This is a genomic window from Halomonas sp. ML-15 (genome assembly GCF_014779595.1).
Classification (GTDB): domain Bacteria; phylum Pseudomonadota; class Gammaproteobacteria; order Pseudomonadales; family Halomonadaceae; genus Franzmannia.
The window spans coordinates 1,594,264-1,614,975 of sequence record NZ_JACXZT010000019.1; the positions used below are offsets into that span (position 1 = coordinate 1,594,264).

Here is a 20,712-nt window from a genome sequence, read left to right on the forward strand (position 1 = left end):
GGCCGACGAATCTACGGATAAGGTAAGAGGCACCCTCAACGCCAGCGACCGCATCTTGTGGAGACACCGTCATGACTCACGTCAGGCTCCAGGCCGGAGGCCAACGCTTGGTACTCGACTACCGGGACCAATCGCAAGAGTTCACCGCCCTATGGCTGCGTGAGCGCAGCCCCGACCCGCAGACCCTGGACCCGCGCACTGGCCAGCGCCTGATCGAAGCCGCTGAGCTGCCCCTGGACCTGCGACTCGAGTCCGCCGCCGCCCACGATGGCGCCCTGGCACTGCACTTCAGCGACGGTCACCGCTGCGACTTCCCGCTACGCGAACTGCTCGAGGAGGCCAGCGATCCCTCCCGTCGCCTGTGGGACGCCACCGGCGCACCCAGCCCGCGGGCCGATTTCGCAGCGGCGCTGGAAGACGACGGCGCCCTGCTGGCGCTGCTGGAAGCGCTGCATCGCGACGGGTTCGTGCTGGTCTCCGGCGTTCCCGCCGAAGAGGACGGCATGCGCCCGCTGATTGATCGCATCGGCCCGCTGCGGCACACCAACTGGGGCGGCATTGCCGACGTCAAGTCGGTGGCCAATGCCTACGACCTGACCATGACCCAGCGCGGCCTGGAGCCGCATACCGACAATCCCTACCGGGATCCCATTCCCGGCTACATCTGGCTGCACTGCCTTACCAACGCCGCCGAGGGCGGCGACAGTACCCTGGTGGACGGCTATATGGCGGCGCGCAGGCTGCGCGAGCGCGACCCCAAGGCCTTCGACTGCCTGACCCGGGTGCGCCCCAGCTTTCGCTACCAGGACGACACCACTCACCTCGAGAGCGAGGGACCGCTGATCGAGCTGGATAGCGGCGGCGAGCCGGTACGGGTGCGCTACTCCAACCGCACCGAGCGGGTGCCGGCGCTGGCCCCCGACGCGCTAGATGCCTACTTCACCGCCCGCCGCGCCTTTCATGAGCTGATCACCGGCGAGGAGCTGACGCTGCACCTCAAGCTCGATCCAGGCCAGATGCTGATCATCGACAACTACCGGCTGTTCCACGGGCGCCGCGCCTATCAGCTGGCCGGCGGCGTGCGCCACATGCGCCAGGGCTACGTCGACCGCGACAGCACCGCCAGCCGCCGGCGGGTACTACGCCGCCAGGCCGAGATTAACGCCCGAGGAGAGCCCGCATGAATCAAGCGCATTTTCGCCACTTCGGCGAGGCCCAACGTGACGACTGGGCGCTGATCGACGCCCGCTTCCGCGACTATGTCGAGGATGCCCCACGTCGGGTGCTGGCCCACCTGCTCAACCTGGCCGGCGACACCCATGGCTACCCGGTGGATCGCTACCAGCACTGTCTGCAGACCGCCACCCGGGCTCTGCGCGACGGCGCGGATGACGAGATGGTGGTCTGCGCCCTGCTCCACGATATCGGTGACGACCTGGCCCCGGCCAACCACGCCGAGGTCGCCGCGGCCATCCTCGAGCCCTTCATCGACCCCCTCAATACCTGGATGATTCGCCACCACGAACTCTTCCAGGGCTACCACTATCGCCACTTTTTCGGCCAGGATCGCCACGCCCGCGAGCAGTATCGCGACCACCCGGCCTATGCGCGTACCGTGCGCTTCTGTGACGACTGGGACCAGGCCAGCTTCGACCCCGACTACGATACCCTGCCCCTGGAGCACTTCCTGCCGATGGTGGAACGGGTACTGGGTCGCACACCCCGCGGCGGACTGCCCGAGCCACTGCCTGAACATCGGGTGGAGCAAGACTGACATGCCTCAGACCTGTGCCAACTACCTGCTGGGACTGCTGGACGCCTACGGCGTGGACACTGCCTTTGGCATTCCCGGCGTGCATACCATCGAGCTCTACCGCAGCCTGGGCGACAGCGCCATCCGCCACGTCACCCCACGCCACGAGCAGGGCGCCGGCTTCATGGCCGACGGCTATGCACGGGCCAGCGGCAAACCCGCCGCCTGCTTTATCATCAGCGGCCCAGGAATGACCAATATCGCCACGGCCATGGGGCAGGCCCTGGCCGACTCGGTGCCGATGCTGGTGATCTCCAGCGTCAACCGCCGCGACACCCTGGGCCGCGGCCAGGGACGGCTGCACGAGCTGCCCAGTCAACAGCAGACCCTGGCCGGCGTCAGCGTGTTCAGCCATACCCTGCTCGACCCGGTGGCACTGCCGGAAGTGCTGGCGCGCGCCTTCGCGATCTTTCATGGGGCTCGGCCAGGGCCGGTGCATATCGAGATCCCGCTGGACCTGCTGGCTGCGCCCGTGGAGGCCCTGCCGCCACGCCCGCTGCAGGTCTGCCCGCCAGCAGCCCCGGCGGCGGCCATCGCCCAGGCCGCTGACTGGCTGGCCGGAGCGGAGCGCCCGCTGCTGCTGCTCGGCGGCGGCTGCGCTAGCGCCCCGCAGTCGGCCCGCGCTTTGATCGAACGCTTCCAGGCCCCGGCGCTGACCACCATCAACGCCAAGGGAGTACTGGGTCAGGATCATCCGCAGGACCTCGGCGCCACCGCCAGCCTGCACGCCGTGCGCCGCCTGGCCGCCGATGCCGACGTGGTGCTGGCGCTGGGCACCGAGCTCGGCGAGACCGACTACGACCTGGTGTTCGATGGCGGTTTTGGCATCGACGGACGGCTGATCCGGGTAGATATCGATCCCCAGCAGCTGGCGCGGAATCAGGCCGCCGACCTGGCCCTGCTGGCCGACGTGGGCCAGGTGATGCACGACCTCGCCAAGGCCCTGCCACCGCGCGCCGATGACGGCCGCGCCGCGGCGGTACGCCACGAGCTGGCACTCAGCGAGGATCCGCAGCTCGCCCCTTATGTGCCGCTCTATGCCACGCTACGGGCGACGCTGCCCGAGGCAGTTCTCGTGGGCGACTCCACCGGGCCCGTCTATGCCGGCAACGTCCTCGCTTCGCTGCCGGCGCCACGCCGCTGGTTCAACGCCGCCACCGGCTACGGCACCCTCGGCTACGGCCTGCCGGCGGCGCTCGGCGCCGCCCTGGCCTGCCCTCAGCAGCCGGTGGTGGCACTGGTGGGTGATGGCGGCCTGCAGTTCGTACTCGGCGAGCTGGCGACCGCCCGCGACCTGGGCCGTGCGGTCGCGGTGGTGATCTGGAACAACCATGGCTATGACGAAATTCGCCGCTACATGGCCATCCACCAGGTGCCTCAGCTCGGCGTCGACCTGGTCCCGCCGGACTTCGCCGACCTGGCCAGCGCCTATGCCTGCCGCTACCAACGGGTAGGGGCCCCGGACGCCTTGGGCGAGGCCCTGGGCCGGCTCGGCGAGGCAACGTCGCCGCTGCTGATCGAGGTCGACGCCGCAGCCTGGATGGCAACCCCTTCACCCTCCCAACGATAATCGACAACAAGGACCGCTGACATGCGCAAGATGACTCTCCTCACCAGCCTCTCCCTTATGGGTCTACTGCCGCTGACCGCGCTCGCCAACCAGGACGCCAGCGAGGAGCTTCGCCTGATAGTGCCGCCCTGGCCGGGGGTCGAGGTCAAGTCGGAGATCCTCACTCAGCTGGTGGCACCGCTCGGCTACCGCACCTCCCGACAGGCGGTGAGCTCCACCGTGGGCTACCAGACTATGCAGACCGATGACAGCGACGCCTTCCTGGCGGGCTGGCTGCCCGCCCAGCAGGAGAGCTACGACAGCGCCATGGCCAACGATGCCATCGTCGATCTCGGCAATAACGTCACCGGGGCGCGCATGGGCTTCGCGGTGCCCGGCTATGTCTATGAGGCCGGCTTGACCAGCGCCGAGCAGCTCAGCGACCCCGAGTTCCGCGAGCGTCTGGACACCACCTTCTACTCCATCGAGAGCGGCTCCACGGTCAGCGATATGATCCGCCAGGCCGCCGAAGATGACACCTACGGGCTCGGCGACTGGAACATCCTCGAGTCCTCCACGCCCGGCATGCTGAGCGAAGTGGAAGCCGCCGTCCGCGAGCAGCGCTGGATCGTGTTCTACGGCTGGACACCTCACTGGATGGTGCCCGAATACGACATGCACATTCTCGATGACCCCGCCGCTGTCTATGGCGAAGACGGCGGCAGCAGTGACGTCAAGACCATCGTCTCGCGCCACTACAGCGAGGCCAATCCCAACATGACCCGGCTGCTCGATCAGTTCACCTTTACCGCCGACCAGCAGAGCGAGTTCATCCTTCACTACAGCCTCGAAGAGCGCGACCTGGAAGATGTCGCCCGGGACTGGCTGCTGGCCAACCCCGAGCGGATCGAAACCTTCCTGGAGGGTGTCACCACGCGCGACGGCGAGCCCGGTCTGGCGGCGGTGCGCGATAGCCTGCAATGAGGCATCCCGAGCCGACGTGACACCGGCCCCAGCGTTTCTGACAGCGAGACCCTCTATGCATTATTCCCGACTGACCGACCGCATCGCCGGCGAAGGGGCCGCGGCCTGGGATATCCACTACCGCGCCCTGGCCCGCCAGGCCGCCGGCGAGGAGATCACCTTGCTCTCGGTGGGCGACCCGGATTTCGCCACCCCGGCACCGATCGTCGAGAGCGCCGTGGCCAGCCTGCGCGGCGGCGCCACCCACTACCCGGACGTGCAGGGCAAGCTGGCGCTGCGCCAGGCCATCGCCGATGACTACCGTCGCCGGGGCATCGCCGCAGGCCCGGACAACGTCATCGTCATGGCCGGCGCCCAGTGTGGTCTCTACGCCGCCGCCCAGTGCCTGCTCGATCCCGGCGACGAGGTGCTGGTGCCCGAGCCCAGCTATGTCACCTACGAGGCGGTGTTGCGCGCCACCGGCGCCGAGCTGGTGCAGGTGCCGCTGAGCGGAGAAGCGGACTTCCGCCTCGACCCAGCGGCCCTGGCGGCGGCCATCACCCCGCGCACCCGAGCCATCCTGCTCAACAGCCCCCATAACCCCACCGGCCAGCTGATCGACGCCGAGACCTGGGCGGCGATCGCCGCGCTGTGCCGGCACCACGACCTGTGGCTGATCTCCGACGAGGTCTATGCCGAGCTGATCTTCGAGGGCGAGCACCTCTGCCCCGCGAGCCTGCCGGAGATGGCCGAGCGCTGCGTGGTGATCAGCAGCCTCTCCAAGTCCCACGCCATGACCGGTTGGCGGCTGGGCTGGGTAGTGGGGCCCGAGGCGCTGATCCAGCACCTGACCCACCTGGCGCTGTGCATGCTCTACGGCTGCCCCGACTTTATCCAGGACGCCGCCTGCGACGCCCTGACCACGCCGCCCGCCGAGCTGCAGGCAATGCGCGATGTCTACCGGGGGCGCCGCGATGCCGTCTGCGCGGTGCTGGCCGAGAGCCCGGCGGTGACGGCGATCCGCCCGCCGGCGGGGATGTTCCTGATGGTGGATATTCGTGCCACCGGCCTCTCCTCCCAGGCCTTCGCCGACCGCCTGCTCGACGAGGAGGGCATCTCGGTGCTCTCCGGCGAAGCCTTCGGCCCCTCGGCAGCGGGCTTCGTGCGCCTGAGCCTGACCGTGGAGGTCGAGCGTCTCGCCACCGCCAGTCGCCGCCTGGCGGCCTGTGCGCAGCGCGCCCTGTCACCGACCCCGGCCCCGGAGGCCGATTGCCTATGACATCATCACTCGAGCGTCCCCTCCGTCCCCGGGCCGCCACCGCCGATGCGGTGGTGGCCGACCATCTGATCAAGCGCTATGGCGATCTGGAGGTGCTCAAGGGCGTCTCCCTGAGCGTCCCCGAAGGCACCGTCACCTCGATCATCGGCGCCAGCGGCTCCGGCAAGAGCACCCTGCTGCGTTGCATGAACCTGTTGGAACGCCCCGACCGCGGCGACCTGGCGATTGCGGATGAGGCGATTCGCTTCGCCCGCAATCCCCAGGGCGACATCACCGGCCTGGATCGACGCCAGCTGCAGCGGCTGCGCGCCAAGGTGGCCATGGTCTTCCAGCAGTTCAACCTCTGGCCCCACCTCAGCGTGCTGGGCAACGTCATCGAGGCCCCCATGCGGGTCAAGGGGCTCTCTCGCAGACGCGCCACTGCCCTCGGCGAGCACTACCTAGAACGGGTCGGCCTGGCCGACAAGCGCGACGCCTACCCCGCCTTCCTCTCCGGCGGCCAGCAGCAGCGGGTGGCCATCGCCAGGGCTCTGGCCATGGAACCGCGCCTGCTGCTCTTCGACGAACCCACCTCGGCGCTGGACCCGGAGCGGGTCAACGAGGTGCTGGGGGTGATCCGCGGCCTCGCTGACGAAGGCCGCACCATGCTGCTGGTCACCCACGAGATGCACTTCGCCCGGGAGGTCTCCGACCAGTTGGTCTATCTCGACCAGGGCCGCATCGCCGCCTCCGGCACCCCGCAAGACGTCTTCGAGGATCCCCGCTGCCGCCACTTTGTGGCGCCCGCTGCCTGAACGCTCCACCAACCATAACGACAGGAGAAGACCATGAAATTGCCCCTGATGATCGCTACCGCCGCTGCCGCCATGAGCCTCGGCCTCAACGCCCAGGCCGACTCCCCCCTCAAGGTCGGCATCTCCGGCGAGCCCTACCCGCCCTTCACCTACAAGGCCGCCAGCGGCGACTGGACCGGCTTCGAGGTGGAACTGGCCCATGCCATCTGCGACGCCATGGGCCGCGACTGCGAGATCTCCCCCACCGGCTGGAGCGGTATCATTCCCTCCCTCAATGCCGGGCGCATCGACATGATCATGAATTCCATGTCGATCACCGAGCAGCGCCAGCGGGTCATCGATTTCACCCGCCCCTACTACTTCACCCCCGGCGCCTATGTCGCCGCCAGCGACCTGACGCTGGACATCCCCGACGACCTGGATGGCCTGGTGATGGGGGTGCAGAGCGCCACCACCAACGCCGCCTATGCCCGCCGCGAGCTGCGCGACAGCGGCGTGGATATCCGCCTCTATGATCAGGCGGAACAGGTCAATAATGACCTGCTGGCCGGTCGCCTGGACCTGGTCCTCGCCGACGAGATCGCCATGCTGCAGTTTCTCGACCGGGACGAGGCGGCAAACTTCGAGGTCAAGGCCACTGCCCCCCACCACGAGGCCTACGGCGAGGGCATCGGCATCGGCCTGCGTCAGGAGGACGACGATCTGCGCGAAGCGCTCAACGCGGGCATCGCCGCGGTCATCGAGGACGGCACCTGTGGCGAGCTTTCCGAGCAGTACCTGAGCACCGACGTCTGCGTCTACGACTGAGCCCTCGACGGCTGCCATACCTCCGGCGCCAGCGGCGCCGGGGCACTTCGTTGCGTGACCAAGGAAAGGCTCAACCATGACTGCGATGACACCGGAGGGGCTTGGCGACTGGGCCGGTCCTATCCTGGCCGGGGCCCTTACCACGCTGCAGATCGCCGTGCTGGCCTACGCCATTGGCCTGCTGCTGGGGCTGCTTGGCGCCGGCGCCAAGCTCAGTCCGTGGGCGCCCCTGCGCGGCCTGGCCACCGCCTACTCAACACTGATCCGTGCCGTGCCCGAGCTGCTGCTGATCATCCTGCTCTACTATGCCGGCGCCCAGGCCCTGGACGCCCTGTTGGCCAAGCTCGGCATAGCCGGCGCCGTTCAGATCACCGGCTTCGCCACCGCCGTGGGCGTGCTGGCTTTCGTCCAGGGCGCCTACATGACCGAGGTGTTTCGCGGCGCCATCCTGGCCATCCCTCACGGCCAATTGGAGGCCGCAGATGCCTACGGCTTCTCGCGCTGGACGCGCTTTCACCGCATCGTTCTACCAGGGATGCTGCCCAACGCCCTGCCGGGCATGTCCAACCTGTGGCTGATCCTGATCAAGGACACCGCCCTGATCAGCGTGATCGGCTTCAATGAGCTGTTCTTCACCATCCAGCAGGCCGCCGCCAGCAGCCGCGCCTACTTCCTCTTCTATGCCGCCGCCGGCGTCATCTACCTGCTGATGACCCTGACCTCCACGGCGCTGTTCGCCCGCCTCGAGCGCCATGTGCGCCGCGGCCAACCCACGGAGGCCTGAGATGGACTTTTCCTGGCTGAGCGATCCCTTCTACCAGGCCTATCTGTGGGAGGGCTTCGTCAATACCCTGTGGCTGCTGCTGGTCTCGTCGGTGTGCGGTTTGATCCTCGCAGTGGGAGTGGCCCTGGCCAGACTGCGCGGCCCTCGCCCCCTGGCCTGGCTGGCCTGGGCCTTTACCACCGTGATTCGCGGCACCCCACTGCTGGTGCAACTGTTCTTCTTCTACTATGGGGTGGGCCGATTGCTGGAGGGAGTCCCGGGCATCCGCGATAGCCTCATCTGGCCGCTGCTGCGCGATCCCTTCTTCTTCGGCGCCCTGACCTTCATCCTCAGCGTCGGCGCCTACTCCGGCGAGGTGATCCGTGGCGCCATGCAGAGCGTGCCCCGCGGCGAGCTTGAGGCCGGACGCGCCTTCGGCCTCTCCCGCTTCCAGGTGCTCTATCGGCTGTGGCTGCCACGGGCCATCCAGCTCTGCCTGCCGACCCTGACCGGTGAGATGATCCTGCTACTCAAATCGGTGCCGCTGGTCTCCACCATCGCCCTGATGGACCTGCTGCAGGCGGCCAATATCATTCGCGACGAGACCTTCCTGGTCTACGAGCCGCTGCTGCTGATCGCCGGCATCTACCTGGCCACCACCATCGTGCTGACCCTCGTGCTGCGCATGGTGGAGCTGAACTTCCCCGGTATGCGCCCGACCCGGCGCCGCTGGCTCCCCATGCGCTGAACAAGACTAGGCTCTGTGCCGCACCTCCCGCGGTGATACGCCATAGCATGTGCGAAAAGCGCGGGCGAAGCTGGAGCCGGAGGTGAAGCCACAGGCCAGCCCCACCGAGAGCACGTCCAGGTCGGTCTCGCTGAGCAGCCGCCGGGCGCGTGCCAGGCGCAGTTGCAGATACCACTGGCGGGGGGTGGCCCCGAGCTGCTGTTCGAAGAGGCGCTGCAGCTGGCGCGGTGAGACACCGCTGCGACGGGCTACCTCGGCCAGCGACAGCGGGGCCTCCAGGTGCTGCTCCATCAGCGCCACCGCACCGACCAGGCGAGGATGATGGGAGCCCAGACGCTGTACCAGCGACATGCGCTGCTGGTCATCCCGTGTACGCATGCGTTCATGAATCAGCTGTTCGGAGACGTCGATCGCCAACTTGGTGCCGTGGCGCCGCGAGATCACCTCCAGCGCCATGTCCATGGCCGCAGCCCCGCCGGCACAGGAGAAACAGCGCTGGCCCAGTTCGAACAGCTCGTCGGAGGTGGCGATGGTGGGGAACCGCTCGCGAAACGCCGGCAGGCTCTCCCAGTGCAGCGTCACCCGCTCGCCGCTGAGCAGCCCCGCCGCCGCCAGCACGAAGCAGCCCGTGTCGAGCCCACCCAGCGTACAGCCAGCCTGGTCGAGATGATTCAACCAGGCCAGTAGCGGACGGTTGAGGTGCTGCTCTGGCGCAAAGCCGCTGCATACCGCCAGCGATGGCAGGTCGTGGACCTCCCCCATGGCCCGATCGACGAGCAGGGTCATGCCGTTGGAGGCAGTGACCGGCTGGCCATCCACGCTGATCAGCGTCCAGTCGAACAGCGGCCGGCCGGCGATACGATTGGCGATGCGCAGCGGCTCAACCGCAGCGAAGAAGGCCATCATCGAGAAATCCGGCAGCAGCAGGTAGCCGACGGGTTCGGGTAGCGCACCGCGGTAATCGAGTCGCAAGCGGTCCTCCTAAGAATGCCAGCAGCCGCCGGGCAAGCAGCGCCCTAGAGCCAGTCCTCGAGACGTAGCACCCGACTGCCCCAAGCGCCCAGGTGGCGCAGCCAGCCACCCGGCTCGCGGCGCAGCACCTCGGCGCGGTCGGCGTTGTCGGTGTGCCATTCGAGATCGCCCTCCCGATCAAGCCGCACGCGATAGCTCAGCGCCGGACTCATGCCCAATTCGGCCAACGCCCACAGCTCGCGATTGAGTGCCTCGCTGTTCACCAGCACCCCCACCTCGCTGTTCCACCAGATCGAGCGCGGGTCGACGTTATAGCTTCCCACGAACAAGCGGTCGTCATCGAAGCCCAGCGCCTTGATATGCAGACTGGATGACGACGCCCCCGGCACCCCCAGGCTGGCGTCTTCCTGATTATCGGCGCGCAGCTCGTAGAGCCGCACTCCGCTGGCCAGCAGGCCAGGTCGATAGCCGGAGTAGGCGCCGTGCACCGGCGGCACATCGGTGGCCTCCAGCGAGTTGGTGATCACCGCCACCTCGACACCGTCGCGTGCCAGACGCTGCAGCTGGGCGGCGCCCTGGGGTGTGGGAATAAAGTAGGCCGAGATGATCAGCAGCCGCTGGTCGAGCGCCTCGATGACCTCGACAAGGTCGCCGGAGAGCGTTTCGTCCAGCGCCGGACGACCGCGGCCCGCCAGCTTGGCGGGAGGATCCCACAGCGCCTCCCCCGGCGCCCAGGTGAGGGGCAGCAGCAGCGCCTCAGGAGACATATCGGCAAAGCGTTCACGCAGCGCCACCAGGTAGGGCGAGTCATGACGCTGCGCCACGAGCCATGTCGCCAGGTCGTCGCGCAGCTCGCGCCAGGCGCCGGGCTCGGCCTGGCGAAAACGTGCCAGCGGCAGCGCCAGGTGATGGCGCCAGTACTCATCGAAGCTGCGCGACAGATCCCGCGCCACCGGCCCCACCGCGAGCAGGTCGAGGTCGGCGAAATTGCGCTGCTCATCGGCATTGAAGTATTCGTCGCCGAGATTGCGCCCGCCAGTAATCGCCACCGCACCGTCGCTCAGCCACAGCTTGTTGTGCATGCGGCGATGCTGACGCCGCAGGTCGGCACCCATCATCACCCCGCGACTCAGCAGCGTGCCGCGCCCCCGCAGCAGCGGATTGAACAGCCGCACCTCCACCTGGGGGTGGCTGTCGATAGCGGCCAGCAGGGCTTCATTGTTGATACTGGCCAGGTCGTCGAGCAGCAGCCGCACCCTGACCCCGCGTTCGGCGGCATCCAGCATGCGTACCAGCAGTACCCGCGACGTGAGGCCGTCGTCGGCGATATAGGTCTGCACGTCGAGGGTACGCTCGCTGCGCGCCAGCAGGGCGGCGCGCAGCGCGAAGGCCTCATCGCCGTCGACCAGCAGCCGGAAACCGCTGCGCTCGGGTACCTGCTGTGCGGCGTGGCGGTCGGCGACCCAGCCACCCAGGGTGGTCGCCTCGGCCTCGTGCAGCGGCAGGCTCCAGGAGTGGCTGCGCGCTACCGGTGTCGGTGCGCAGCCCGCGATCAGCAGGCAGACGATCAATAGCGGCAGTAGCAGGCGAACGCCGCGGCTGGTGCGATCAGTCACCCTCAATCACTCGTCATGCTGCTGCGCCATGTGCTGCTTGCGTCGCTTGTTGCGCCGGTAGAGTCGCGCCAGCGCAATGCCCAGCGCCACCGCCACCATCAGTGCCAGGGTCAGGCCCTGCCAGGGCCGCGCGGTGTCGCCCAGCAGCGTCTCCAGGGTGATGATGACGATAAAGCCGAGCGCCTGGCTGGCGATCGCCAGGGCGCGCAAGATATCGAAGGCAGGCTTGGCCATGTGCAGCTCCGGGGGTGACAGTCGAGCGATGCAACAGTACGCTTCTAGCGCACGATGCTGCGCGGCCCTAGTGTAACAGTGGCCGCACATCGTCGCTGCCCCCTGCCGCTGTCCTGACCTGTTGGAGCCCGCCGGATGGATGCCATCGCCATTGGCCCAGTACTGCTTTCCCTGCCCCGCCTCTACGCCTTCGGCGCGGGGCTGATCCTGCTGTTGGCGAGCCTGATGCTGCTCGGCCTGCCCAAGGGCACCCATGCCCGCTGGTTCAACACCCTGGTGATCGTGTGGCTGATCGGCGCGCGGCTCGGGCACGTGCTTACTCACCCCGAGGCCTACGCCGCGGCGCCGCTGGACATCGTCAAGTTCTGGCAACCCGGCTTCCACGGCCTGTGGGGGCTGCTGGCGGCGCTGATCTGGACCGCCTGGGCGCTGCGCGAACACCTGATCAAGATGCTTGGCGGCATGGCGCTGGTGATCGGCAGTTCGGCGCTGTGGCTTGCGGTGGTGACCGTCTCGCCGCTGGGCGGCGAAATCGCCCTGCGCGAACTGCCCGACCTGACCCTGGACAACCTCGACGGCGAGCCGGTCACCCTCAGTGAGATCCAGGACGAGCTGGTGATCGTCAACCTGTGGGCGACCTGGTGTCCGCCATGCTTGCGTGAGATGCCGCTACTGGTCGAGGCCGATCAGCGCGACGGCGTCAGCGTGGTGATCGCCAACCAGGGCGAAGACCTGATGCAGGCCATGCGCTATCTCGACGAGCAGGAGTTCGTGCTCAGCTATCCGCTGCTCGACCCGCATCAGGAGTTGACCGTGCTCACCGAATCGCCAGGGCTGCCCACCACCCTGCTGTTTGATGCCGATGGCCGCGTGCTCGAGCAGCACATCGGTGAGCTCTCCCGCGCCCAGCTCGACGGCTGGCTGGACCGCCACTAACCTATCCGCCAGTGGGGGACGCGAAAAGATCGTGCGTGCGGCGCTTAAGTGCCGGGCCCGTTTCCGTTACCATACCGCGCCCCGCCAGCGTCACGACCTGCCGTCGTGACGTCCGGGCGCGTTTTCGTTGAGCATCCGAGGCATCATGAGCGAATTTTCTCCCGGTCAGCGCTGGATCAGTGACGGCGAAGCCGAGCTGGGTCTGGGCACTGTCCTGAACGTCGATTTCCGCACCGTCACCGTACTGTTCAGCGCCAGTCAGGAAACCAGAACCTATAGCGCACGCCAGGCGCCGCTGACCCGGGTAGCCTTCGGCCCCGGTGATCGCGTGCAGTCCGCCGAGGGCTGGCAGATGACCGTCGACGACAGCAAGGAGCTCGACGGCCTGGTGGTCTATATCGGCGAGGACGATCAAGGCAACCTTCGCGAGCTGCCCGAGGCGCGGCTGGCCGACAGCATGCAGTTCGATCAGGCCCGCGACCGTCTGCTCACCGGCCAGGTCGACCGCAACGACTGGTTCGACCTGCGCTTTCGCACCCTGCACCACCACCAGCGCATCGAGCAGAATCCAGCGCTGGGCCTGGCCGGCCCCAAGATCGATCTGATCCCTCATCAGCTGTATATCGCTGATGAGGTCGCCCGCCGCCATGCCCCCAGGGTGATGCTGGCTGACGAGGTGGGTCTCGGCAAGACCATCGAGGCGGGGCTGATCCTGCACCGCCTGCTGCTCACCGGCCGCGCCGAGCGGGCGCTGATCCTGGTCCCCGACAGCCTCACTCACCAGTGGCTGGTCGAGCTGCTGCGCCGCTTCGCCCTCGACGTGCGGCTGCTCGACGAACATCAGAGCCTGGCCCACCTCGACGGCAACCCCTTCGAGTCGGCGCAGCTGATTCTGGCCAGCCAGCAGTGGCTGTTCGCCAACCCGCAACGCCAGACCCAGGCACAGTCCTGCGACTGGGACCTGCTGATCGTCGACGAGGCCCACCACCTCGACTGGCAGCCCGACCAGATCGGCCCCGGCTATGCCTGCGTCGAGGCGCTGGCGGCGCGCACCGAGGGCGTGCTGCTGCTTACCGCCACCCCGGAGCAGATGGGCCTGGAAAGCCACTTCGCACGCCTGCGCCTGCTCGACCCCGAGCGCTATCAGGACCTCGAGCAGTTCAAGGCCGAGGAGCAGGGCTATACCCGCGTCGCCGAGGCGGTGGATGCCCTTGAACGACTCGCCGACCCCGCTTCCGCCAGCGAGGCCGACCGCGCCTGCGTCGCCGAGGTAACCGACGACGCCGATAGCCAGGCCCTGTTGACGGTGCTGAGCTCCGCGGAAAGCAGCGACGAGCAGCGCCAGGTGGCACACCGCGAGCTGCGCGAGCAACTGCTCGATCGCCATGGCACCGGCCGAGTGATGTTCCGCAACAGCCGGCGCCACGTCGGCGGCTTCCCGCCGCGCCACCTGCACGTCTCTACCCTGGCGCTGCCCCCGGCCTATCGCCGCGTGCTGCGCCGCCTCGAGCGCGACGAGGACTATCTCGACGAGCTGCTGATCGAGACCGAGCTCGACCACCCCGAGGTGGTGCTCTACCTCGACGCCATGTACCGCGCCCTGCCCCACGACCCGCTCAACGAGGAGCCGTGGTGGCGCATCGACCCGCGCGTCACCTGGCTGCTCGAACTGCTCACCGAGGTCGGCCGCGACAAAGTGCTGGTGATCGCTCACGACCGCGACACCGCCACCGACCTGGCCAAGGCGCTGCTGGCACTAGGCGGCATCCACGCGCCGGTGTTCCACGAGGGACTGTCGCTGATCGAGCGTGATCGCGCCGCGGCGGCCTTCGCCGACGACGAGGAGGATGGCTGCCAGGTGCTGGTGTGTTCGGAGATCGGCTCGGAGGGGCGCAACTTTCAGTTCTGCCGCCATCTGGTGATGTTCGACCTGCCGCTGCACCCCGACCAGCTCGAGCAGCGTATCGGCCGCCTCGACCGGATTGGCCAGCGCCACGCCATTGAGCTCCACGTGCCGGTGTTCGAGACCAGCCCGGGCGAACGCCTGCTGCGCTGGTACCGCGACGGCATGGATGCCTTCAGCGCGCCTCACAGTATCGGCAGCGACCTGTTCGAGGCCTTCGGCGATGCCCTGGCCGACGCCCTGCTCGACGAGGAGAGCCTCGCCGAGGTCATCGACGAGACGCGCACGCTGTTCCAGGCGCGCCTCGCCGAACGCGACGCCGGCCGCAATCGCCTGCTGGAGTGGGGCGCCAGCCGCCCGGCGCGCGCCAATGCGGTGATCGATGCCATCCGCGAGCTCGACCACGACAAGGCGCTACCGCGCTACCTCGATCAGGCGATGGATATCTTCGGCGTCGACAGCCAGGAGCTTGGCGGTCGTATCATGCATCTGCAGCCCAGCCAGCATATGCTCGACGGCCTGCCGGGGCTGGTAAAGGGTGAGGAGGGCTTCTCGGCGACCCTCTCGCGCACGGTGGCGCTGACTCGGGACGACGTCCAGCGACTCTCCTGGGAGCACCCGCTGCTGCGCGAGATGATGGGCCGCATCCTCGATGGCCAGATGGGCAATACCGCGCTGGCGCTGCTCAAGCATCCGGCGATTCCGGCCGGCCGCCTGATGACGGAGCTGGTCTTCCGCACCCACTGTCCGGCGCCCCGACGGCTGCACCTCAACCGCTTCCTGCCGGCCACCGCGGTGCGCGTGCTGCTCGACGAGTCCGGCGCCAACCTCTCTGCCAAGGTATCGTTCAGCGGGCTCTCCAAGAACCTGCAGAAGGTCAAGAAAGCCGTGGCCCGCGATTTGATCAAGAGCCGCCACGATCAGCTGCGCGGGCTACTGATCCAGGGTGAGGCCGAAGCCGAGCGAGAGCTGCCGAGTATCGTCGAGGCGGCGCAGACGCGCATGCGCGAGACCCTCGATGCCGAGCTGACGCGCCTGCAGGCCCTCGCCGAACGCAATCCGGCGGTACGCGACGACGAGTTGCAGGCGCTGCGCGACGAGCGCACCGCCCTCGACGCCGCCATCGAGGGCACCCGCCTGCGGCTCGACGCGGTGCGCGTGATCGTCACCGTGGACAACGACAGTCGCTGAGCCGACGCCTGGCTAAGAGAGGATATCGGCCAGCGCTTTATCCAGGGTCGGGTAGTGGAAGGTGAACCCGGCCGCCTCCAGGCGCGCCGGTCGCATGTCGGCGCCGGTCAGCAGTAGCCGGGACATCTCGCCGAAGGCGGTCTTGAGCACCACCGCCGGCACCGGGAAGATCGCCGGCCGCCCCAGCTGGCGCGCCAGCGTGCGGCTGAAGGCGGCGTTGGTCACCGGATGCGGCGCCGAGCCGTTAAAGGGCCCTTCCAGCTCATCGTGCTCGAGCAGGAACTCGATGGCGCGTACCAGATCCTCACGATGCACCCAAGGCATGAAGTGGCGACCATCGCCAAAGCGCCCGCCCAAGCCCAGCTTGAACGGCGGCAGCATCTTCTGCAGGCTGCCGCCGCCCTGATCGAGTACCAGGCCGATGCGCAGCAGCGCCACCCGGGTGCCGTGCTCCGCGGCCCCGCGTGCCACGCTCTCCCAGCGTTCGCATAGCCGATGTGCGAACTCGTCATTGAAGGCGGTCTCCTCGGTGACCGGCTGCTGCCCGGGCTCGCCCTGCTTGGGCTGGGCGCCGTAGTAGCCCATCGCCGACGCCGACACCAGCACCCGCGGGGCCTGGTCGCGAGCGGCCAGCTGCGCGCACAGCACCACCAACTCCTGGGTGACGTCGACCCGTGAATCGATCAGCCGGCGCTTCTGCTCGTCGCTCCAGCGCTTGGCGGCGATCGGTTCGCCGGCCAGATTGACCAGCGCCTCGGGTGCCGACTCCAGCGCTTCCAGTACATTGCCGATGACCTCGGTACCCGCCGGCAAGCGTTGGCGGGCAGCGGCGGGGTCGCGGGACACCACTATCAGCTCGTGCCCGGCTTCGGCCAGTCGCTGGCACAGCCGCTGCCCCACGAAACCGCTGCCGCCGGTGATCAAGATGCGCATGGCCAAGCTCCTGTTTCCGAATCAGTGATGGGTTCACCACAAGTTATACAATGCTTGTACTATACCTGATAATCTAGCGGACACTCTCTCAACGACATGGATAACGCCATGCCCCCGCCCTCTTCAAGCATAGCGGTGATCGGCGCCGGTATCGCCGGCCTGAGCTGTGCCCGCACACTGCGCGCCGCGGGCCACGCAGTCACACTGTTCGACAAGGGCCGCGGTCCGGGCGGGCGACTCTCCAGTCGCCGTGCGCCAGGCGCCATTGTCGACCTCGGCGCACAGTACTTCACCGCCCGCGACCCGGCCTTTCAGGCCGAGCTTGCCGGCTGGCTCGACCGCGGCCTGGTGAAGCGCTGGCCCACCTCGCTGTGGCGCATTGACGCCCAGGGCTGGCAGCCGCACCGCGATGACCATCCACGCTACTGCGCCACGCCGCGCATGAGTGCGCTGACCCGCCACCTCGCCGAGGGGCTCACACTCACGGCCGGAGCGCGTATCCTTGGCCTGGAGCGGCTGCTCGACGGCTGGTTTCTCGAAGACGATCAGCAGCGTCGCCACGGCCCCTTCCGACGCGTGGCGATCAGCGTACCGGCACCTCAGGCCGAGGCCCTGGTGGCGACTCAGGACGACACCCTGGCCGAGGCGTGCCGCGGCATAGAGCAGTCGCCCTGCTGGGCTGGCTATGCGCTGTTCGATGCGCCGCTACCCGATCTGCCGGGGGTCGCCCGCGACTGGCAGGCAGCCTTCGTCAATGCTGGTCCGCTGCGTTTCGTGTCACGCAACCACCTTAAGCCGGGGCGCGATAAACAGGGCGAGAGCCTCACCCTGCTGGCCACCGCCGAGTGGAGCCAGGCGTGGCTGGAACAGCCCGCTGAACAGGTCGCCGACGCCCTTTATATGGCTTTTCTGGAGCAACTGCCCGCCAACGCGCTGCCGGCTGCTCCAAGGCTGCTGGCAGCACACCGCTGGCGCTATGCCCAACCGCTCAGCGCCGCGCCGGGGCCCGGTTTCTGCCTCGGCGCTCACGGCCTGGCGCTATGCGGTGACGGCTGGCTGGGGCCGCGGGTAGAAGACGCCTGGTGCTCCGGCCGGCGTCTCGCCCAGCACTGGCTCACCCAACCCGGGTCTGACCAGCAAGCCGTCACCGGCTGACACTACTGCAGTAAGCCTCGCCGCCGACCTGCGCTGAGGCTAGAATAGCCCTGCTTTATACAGGGCCATTGCTCTGTACAATATTTTGCACCATCCTGTACATAAGATACGTTAAGGTGATCGCCGTGATGGATCACCACTATGAACGAGAGGCAGCAGAGCGCATGAGCGACAAGGCGACCCACCCGGCCGATGCGCCGCTTTACCCTATTCGCGAAGTCTCACGCCTGACCGGCGTGAACTCGGTCACGCTGCGCGCCTGGGAGCGCCGCTACGCGCTGATCTGTCCTCAGCGTACGCCCAAAGGGCACCGCCTGTACGCCCGCGATGATATCCAGCGCATCGAGAGCATCCTGCAGTGGCTCAATCGCGGGGTACCGGTCAGCCAGGTACGTGAGCTGCTCGATCAGCCGCGCACCGTTGATGCCCCGGAGCCTGCCGCCGGCGACTGGCCCAGCCAGCGCCAGCAGCTGATCGCCGCCGTCGAGAGCCTCGACCTGACCCGCCTTGATACGCTCTATAACCAGTGCATGGCGCTCTATCCGGTCAGCACCTGCCTCAGCGAGCTGTTCAAGCCGGTGGTCGAGGCGCTCGAGGAGCACTGGGACGACCAGCTCGGCGCTGCTCTGCAGCGGCGCACGCTGGAGGCATTCCTGCGCACCCGCATCGGCACCCGGCTCTACCACGCCAATCTCAGCAGTCAGGGCACCACGGTGCTGATCAACCGCCTGCCCGACGACCACGGCACCCTATGGGACCTGCTGGTGGCCCTGGCCGCCAGCCAGGCCGGCTACCGCGTCCAGCTGTTCGACGCCCAACTGCCGCTTAACGAGCTACCCTTGGCCGTCGAGCGCCTCCGCGCCGGCGCCCTCCTGCTGTGCAGCGGCCAGTCCGAACGCGCCGATCTGATTCGTCGCCAGCTGCCGCGCCTGGCAGACCAGTTGGAGGTGCCGGTGGGCCTGTGCGGCCCCATCGCCCGGATTCGTGCCAGCGACCTCGCCGACAGCCAGATCGCTGTGCTCGGCGACGACCCGCTGCAGGCCATGACGCGCCTGGCACCGCTGCTGCGCGCCTGACCCGCGGCGCGCCCGCCCTGCCGAACAAGGACGCCCGCCATGAACGCTCAACTGGTGTGGTTTCGCAGCGATCTGCGCACCCACGACCATACCGCCCTTAGTGAAGCCGCCGCCCGCGGCCCTGTCATCGCCGTGTTCCTGCGCTGCCTCGAGCAGTGGCAGCAGCACGGCCATGGTGCCAACAAGCTCGACTTCTGGGGCCGCGGCGTGGCCGCCTTGCGCGATGATCTGGCCGGGCTCAATATCCCGCTGTTGCATCGCGATATCGGCCGTTTCGATGCCGCCCCCGAGGCCCTGCTGGCGATCGCCCGCGAGCACGCCGCCGGCGCCCTGCACTTCAACGCCGAATACCCCCTCGATGAGCAGCGTCGCGATGCGGCGGTGGCCAGCACCTTTGCCGACGCCGGCCTGGCGGTGCATCCCCATCGCGATGCAGTGACTTTCACGCCCGGCGAGCTGCTCACTGGCCAGGGCGACTATTACAGCGTGTTCACGCCCTTCGCCAAGGCCTGGCACCGTCAGCTCGACGGCGCACGCCTGGCGCTGCGTGAGGCCCCCGCGCCACAGCCACGACTGGCCCTGGACAGCGACCCGCTACCGTCACTGCCCAGCCTAGAGGATACCCCGGTCGATGGTCGCCTCTGGCCCGCCGGCCAGGGCCCCGCTGCGGACCGCCTGGAGCGCTTCCTGCGCTACCGGGGCAGGCACTACCGCGACCAGCGCGACTTCCCGGCCGTCAGCGGCACCAGCGAGCTATCGCCCTACCTGGCACTGGGCATGATCTCCCATCGCCAGTGCCTGCAGGCGGTAATGAGTGAAAACGGCGGTCAGTTGGCCGACGGTGATGCCGGCCTTACGGCCTGGGTCAGCGAGCTGATCTGGCGGGAGTTCTATCAGCATATCGCGGCCGGCTTCCCGCGGGTGTGCCGACATCGTGCCTTTCAGCAGCACACCGAGGCGCTCGCCTGGCGAGACGACGAGACCGGCTTCGTCGCCTGGTGCGAGGGACGCACCGGCTATCCGCTGGTCGATGCCGCCATGCGCCAGCTGGTGCAGACCGGCTGGATGCATAACCGCCTGCGCATGGTCACGGCGATGTTCCTGACCAAACACCTGTTGATCGATTGGCGCCGCGGTGAGCGCTTCTTTCTGCGCCATCTGGTCGACGGCGAGTTCGCCGCCAACAACGGCGGCTGGCAGTGGGCGGCCTCCACCGGCACCGACGCCGCCCCCTACTTTCGCATCTTCAACCCCACCACCCAGTCGACGCGCTTCGATCCGGATGGACGCTTCATTACCGAGTTTGTACCGGAGTTGTCCAACATGCCGCCCAAGAAGCGTCACGCGCCCGTCGGCGATCTCCTCGACGAGGCCAATTATCCGCCTCCCATCGTCGACCACAGGGCCGCCCGCGCGCGCGCGCTGGATGCGTTCAAAGCCCTGAAAGACTGAACTTTCACCGCCACCCTCTGAAGGGAGATACGGCATGCACCGGGACCCAAGCCTGGAGGCGTTCTGCGACTTCTACAATAAGCTCGACAAAACCTCTACAAATATGCTGCCAGAGGTATACACTAGAGACGTGGTATTCCAAGATCCCCTGCACCGCATCGAGGGTATCGAGGCCCTAGTCGGCTATTTTGCCCAGCTCTATGCCAACGTCGAGACCTGTCATTTCGAGTTCGGGACGCGCCTGCGCCAGGAGGACACGGCCTTCGTCACCTGGACCATGACCCTGCGTCACCCCAGGCTCGCCGGCGGCCGGGACTACCACGTAGAGGGCTGCTCACGGCTGCGCTTCGCCGCCAGCGACGGACCTCATGGCGAGCGGGTCTGCCAGCATCGCGACTACTTCGATGCCGGCGACCTGCTCTACGAACGACTGCCGCTGCTCGGCAGCGTGATTCGCCAGGTCAAACGCCGCGTGGGTTAGGCGCTGACACGGGCAGCGTACCCAATCACGCCCTGGCAGTGCATATG

General features: G+C 67.8%; 19 protein-coding genes. 15 read left to right on the top strand and 4 right to left on the bottom strand.

Translation table 11 applies throughout. The features are described 5' to 3' along the window. The first annotated feature begins 71 nt into the window (after positions 1 to 71). The 9 genes from IEI94_RS19110 (at position 72) to IEI94_RS19150 (ending at position 8,716) form a co-directional block, all read left to right on the top strand. Positions 72 to 1,184: a TauD/TfdA family dioxygenase gene (locus IEI94_RS19110; RefSeq protein ID WP_191168829.1), complete on the top strand. Its 1,113-nt coding sequence runs from the start codon at positions 72 to 74 to the stop codon at positions 1,182 to 1,184. After that, positions 1,181 to 1,774 (top strand): HD domain-containing protein, encoded by a 594-nt coding sequence (locus IEI94_RS19115; protein WP_191168830.1) that lies wholly within the window; start codon positions 1,181 to 1,183, stop codon positions 1,772 to 1,774. Before IEI94_RS19110 ends, IEI94_RS19115 begins: the two co-directional genes overlap by 4 nt. A gap of 1 nt (position 1,775) precedes the next feature. Continuing rightward, on the top strand, positions 1,776 to 3,383 hold the full coding sequence (locus IEI94_RS19120; protein ID WP_191168831.1) for a 5-guanidino-2-oxopentanoate decarboxylase: 1,608 nt from the start codon (positions 1,776 to 1,778) through the stop codon (positions 3,381 to 3,383). Positions 3,384 to 3,404: 21 nt separating this feature from the next. Beyond that, entirely contained in the window at positions 3,405 to 4,346 is a 942-nt protein-coding gene (locus IEI94_RS19125) for an ABC transporter substrate-binding protein (protein WP_191168832.1), read from the top strand. Positions 4,347 to 4,401: 55 nt separating this feature from the next. After that, entirely contained in the window at positions 4,402 to 5,604 is a 1,203-nt protein-coding gene (locus IEI94_RS19130; protein ID WP_191168833.1) for a pyridoxal phosphate-dependent aminotransferase, read from the top strand. Then, a complete protein-coding gene (locus IEI94_RS19135) occupies positions 5,601 to 6,398 on the top strand; it encodes an amino acid ABC transporter ATP-binding protein (RefSeq protein WP_224750203.1) in 798 nt (265 codons plus the stop codon). The genes IEI94_RS19130 and IEI94_RS19135 overlap by 4 nt, the downstream gene beginning before the upstream one ends. 33 nt (positions 6,399 to 6,431) lie before the next feature. Further along, the gene (locus IEI94_RS19140) at positions 6,432 to 7,205 is read left to right on the top strand and encodes a transporter substrate-binding domain-containing protein (protein WP_191168834.1); all 774 of its coding nucleotides are present in this window, start codon (positions 6,432 to 6,434) and stop codon (positions 7,203 to 7,205) included. A 76-nt stretch (positions 7,206 to 7,281) separates the two neighbouring features. Further along, the gene (locus IEI94_RS19145) at positions 7,282 to 7,989 is read left to right on the top strand and encodes an ABC transporter permease (RefSeq protein WP_191168835.1); all 708 of its coding nucleotides are present in this window, start codon (positions 7,282 to 7,284) and stop codon (positions 7,987 to 7,989) included. 1 nt (position 7,990) lies between these two features. After that, positions 7,991 to 8,716: an ABC transporter permease gene (locus IEI94_RS19150; protein ID WP_191168836.1), complete on the top strand. Its 726-nt coding sequence runs from the start codon at positions 7,991 to 7,993 to the stop codon at positions 8,714 to 8,716. A 6-nt stretch (positions 8,717 to 8,722) separates the two neighbouring features. On the opposite strand, the gene IEI94_RS19155 is transcribed toward IEI94_RS19150, so the two are convergent. Genes IEI94_RS19155 through IEI94_RS19165 form a run of 3 tightly spaced genes read right to left on the bottom strand, consistent with a single transcriptional unit; the run spans position 8,723 to position 11,538 of the window. Next, positions 8,723 to 9,688, bottom strand: a complete 966-nt coding sequence (locus tag IEI94_RS19155) for a GlxA family transcriptional regulator (protein WP_191168837.1) — start codon at positions 9,686 to 9,688, stop codon at positions 8,723 to 8,725. Between the two features lie 44 nt (positions 9,689 to 9,732). Then, entirely contained in the window at positions 9,733 to 11,304 is a 1,572-nt protein-coding gene (locus IEI94_RS19160; RefSeq protein ID WP_318153424.1) for a phospholipase D family protein, read from the bottom strand. 6 nt (positions 11,305 to 11,310) lie between these two features. Next, complete coding sequence (locus IEI94_RS19165; RefSeq protein WP_191168838.1) at positions 11,311 to 11,538, bottom strand: hypothetical protein; 228 nt, start codon at positions 11,536 to 11,538, stop codon at positions 11,311 to 11,313. 135 nt (positions 11,539 to 11,673) lie between these two features. Between IEI94_RS19165 and IEI94_RS19170 the strand changes: the two genes are divergently transcribed. Together IEI94_RS19170 and rapA are read left to right on the top strand one after the other, a co-directional pair. Next, positions 11,674 to 12,474: a TlpA disulfide reductase family protein gene (locus IEI94_RS19170; protein ID WP_191168839.1), complete on the top strand. Its 801-nt coding sequence runs from the start codon at positions 11,674 to 11,676 to the stop codon at positions 12,472 to 12,474. 145 nt (positions 12,475 to 12,619) lie between these two features. Further along, positions 12,620 to 15,568: an RNA polymerase-associated protein RapA gene (gene rapA, locus IEI94_RS19175; protein WP_191168840.1), complete on the top strand. Its 2,949-nt coding sequence runs from the start codon at positions 12,620 to 12,622 to the stop codon at positions 15,566 to 15,568. A gap of 12 nt (positions 15,569 to 15,580) precedes the next feature. Here the strand turns inward: rapA and IEI94_RS19180 are convergent, their stop codons facing one another. After that, the gene (locus tag IEI94_RS19180; protein ID WP_191168841.1) at positions 15,581 to 16,501 is read right to left on the bottom strand and encodes a TIGR01777 family oxidoreductase; all 921 of its coding nucleotides are present in this window, start codon (positions 16,499 to 16,501) and stop codon (positions 15,581 to 15,583) included. Positions 16,502 to 16,609: 108 nt separating this feature from the next. Between IEI94_RS19180 and IEI94_RS19185 the strand changes: the two genes are divergently transcribed. From IEI94_RS19185 to IEI94_RS19200, 4 genes are all read left to right on the top strand, one after another. Then, positions 16,610 to 17,656 carry an NAD(P)/FAD-dependent oxidoreductase gene (locus IEI94_RS19185; protein WP_224750204.1) on the top strand — a complete coding sequence of 349 codons (1,047 nt, stop codon included), beginning with the start codon at positions 16,610 to 16,612 and terminating at the stop codon, positions 17,654 to 17,656. A gap of 164 nt (positions 17,657 to 17,820) precedes the next feature. Next, positions 17,821 to 18,732 (top strand): MerR family transcriptional regulator, encoded by a 912-nt coding sequence (locus IEI94_RS19190; protein WP_191169674.1) that lies wholly within the window; start codon positions 17,821 to 17,823, stop codon positions 18,730 to 18,732. A gap of 39 nt (positions 18,733 to 18,771) precedes the next feature. Next, on the top strand, positions 18,772 to 20,184 hold the full coding sequence (gene phrB, locus IEI94_RS19195) for a deoxyribodipyrimidine photo-lyase (RefSeq protein WP_191168843.1): 1,413 nt from the start codon (positions 18,772 to 18,774) through the stop codon (positions 20,182 to 20,184). Positions 20,185 to 20,218: 34 nt separating this feature from the next. Continuing rightward, the gene (locus IEI94_RS19200; protein WP_191168844.1) at positions 20,219 to 20,665 is read left to right on the top strand and encodes a nuclear transport factor 2 family protein; all 447 of its coding nucleotides are present in this window, start codon (positions 20,219 to 20,221) and stop codon (positions 20,663 to 20,665) included. Positions 20,666 to 20,712: the final 47 nt, after the last annotated feature.

What these genes read in the sequence shown, in the direction of transcription:
- IEI94_RS19110 (WP_191168829.1), top strand. Translation starts at nt 72, where the DNA reads ATGACTCACGTCAGGCTCCAGGCCGGAGGCCAACGCTTGGTACTCGAC.
- IEI94_RS19115 (WP_191168830.1), top strand. Translation starts at nt 1,181, where the DNA reads ATGAATCAAGCGCATTTTCGCCACTTCGGCGAGGCCCAACGTGACGAC.
- IEI94_RS19120 (WP_191168831.1), top strand. Translation starts at nt 1,776, where the DNA reads ATGCCTCAGACCTGTGCCAACTACCTGCTGGGACTGCTGGACGCCTAC.
- IEI94_RS19125 (WP_191168832.1), top strand. Translation starts at nt 3,405, where the DNA reads ATGCGCAAGATGACTCTCCTCACCAGCCTCTCCCTTATGGGTCTACTG.
- IEI94_RS19130 (WP_191168833.1), top strand. Translation starts at nt 4,402, where the DNA reads ATGCATTATTCCCGACTGACCGACCGCATCGCCGGCGAAGGGGCCGCG.
- IEI94_RS19135 (WP_224750203.1), top strand. Translation starts at nt 5,601, where the DNA reads ATGACATCATCACTCGAGCGTCCCCTCCGTCCCCGGGCCGCCACCGCC.
- IEI94_RS19140 (WP_191168834.1), top strand. Translation starts at nt 6,432, where the DNA reads ATGAAATTGCCCCTGATGATCGCTACCGCCGCTGCCGCCATGAGCCTC.
- IEI94_RS19145 (WP_191168835.1), top strand. Translation starts at nt 7,282, where the DNA reads ATGACTGCGATGACACCGGAGGGGCTTGGCGACTGGGCCGGTCCTATC.
- IEI94_RS19150 (WP_191168836.1), top strand. Translation starts at nt 7,991, where the DNA reads ATGGACTTTTCCTGGCTGAGCGATCCCTTCTACCAGGCCTATCTGTGG.
- IEI94_RS19165 (WP_191168838.1), bottom strand. Translation starts at nt 11,538, where the DNA reads ATGGCCAAGCCTGCCTTCGATATCTTGCGCGCCCTGGCGATCGCCAGC.
- IEI94_RS19170 (WP_191168839.1), top strand. Translation starts at nt 11,674, where the DNA reads ATGGATGCCATCGCCATTGGCCCAGTACTGCTTTCCCTGCCCCGCCTC.
- rapA (WP_191168840.1), top strand. Translation starts at nt 12,620, where the DNA reads ATGAGCGAATTTTCTCCCGGTCAGCGCTGGATCAGTGACGGCGAAGCC.
- IEI94_RS19180 (WP_191168841.1), bottom strand. Translation starts at nt 16,501, where the DNA reads ATGCGCATCTTGATCACCGGCGGCAGCGGTTTCGTGGGGCAGCGGCTG.
- IEI94_RS19185 (WP_224750204.1), top strand. Translation starts at nt 16,610, where the DNA reads ATGCCCCCGCCCTCTTCAAGCATAGCGGTGATCGGCGCCGGTATCGCC.
- IEI94_RS19190 (WP_191169674.1), top strand. Translation starts at nt 17,821, where the DNA reads ATGAGCGACAAGGCGACCCACCCGGCCGATGCGCCGCTTTACCCTATT.
- phrB (WP_191168843.1), top strand. Translation starts at nt 18,772, where the DNA reads ATGAACGCTCAACTGGTGTGGTTTCGCAGCGATCTGCGCACCCACGAC.
- IEI94_RS19200 (WP_191168844.1), top strand. Translation starts at nt 20,219, where the DNA reads ATGCACCGGGACCCAAGCCTGGAGGCGTTCTGCGACTTCTACAATAAG.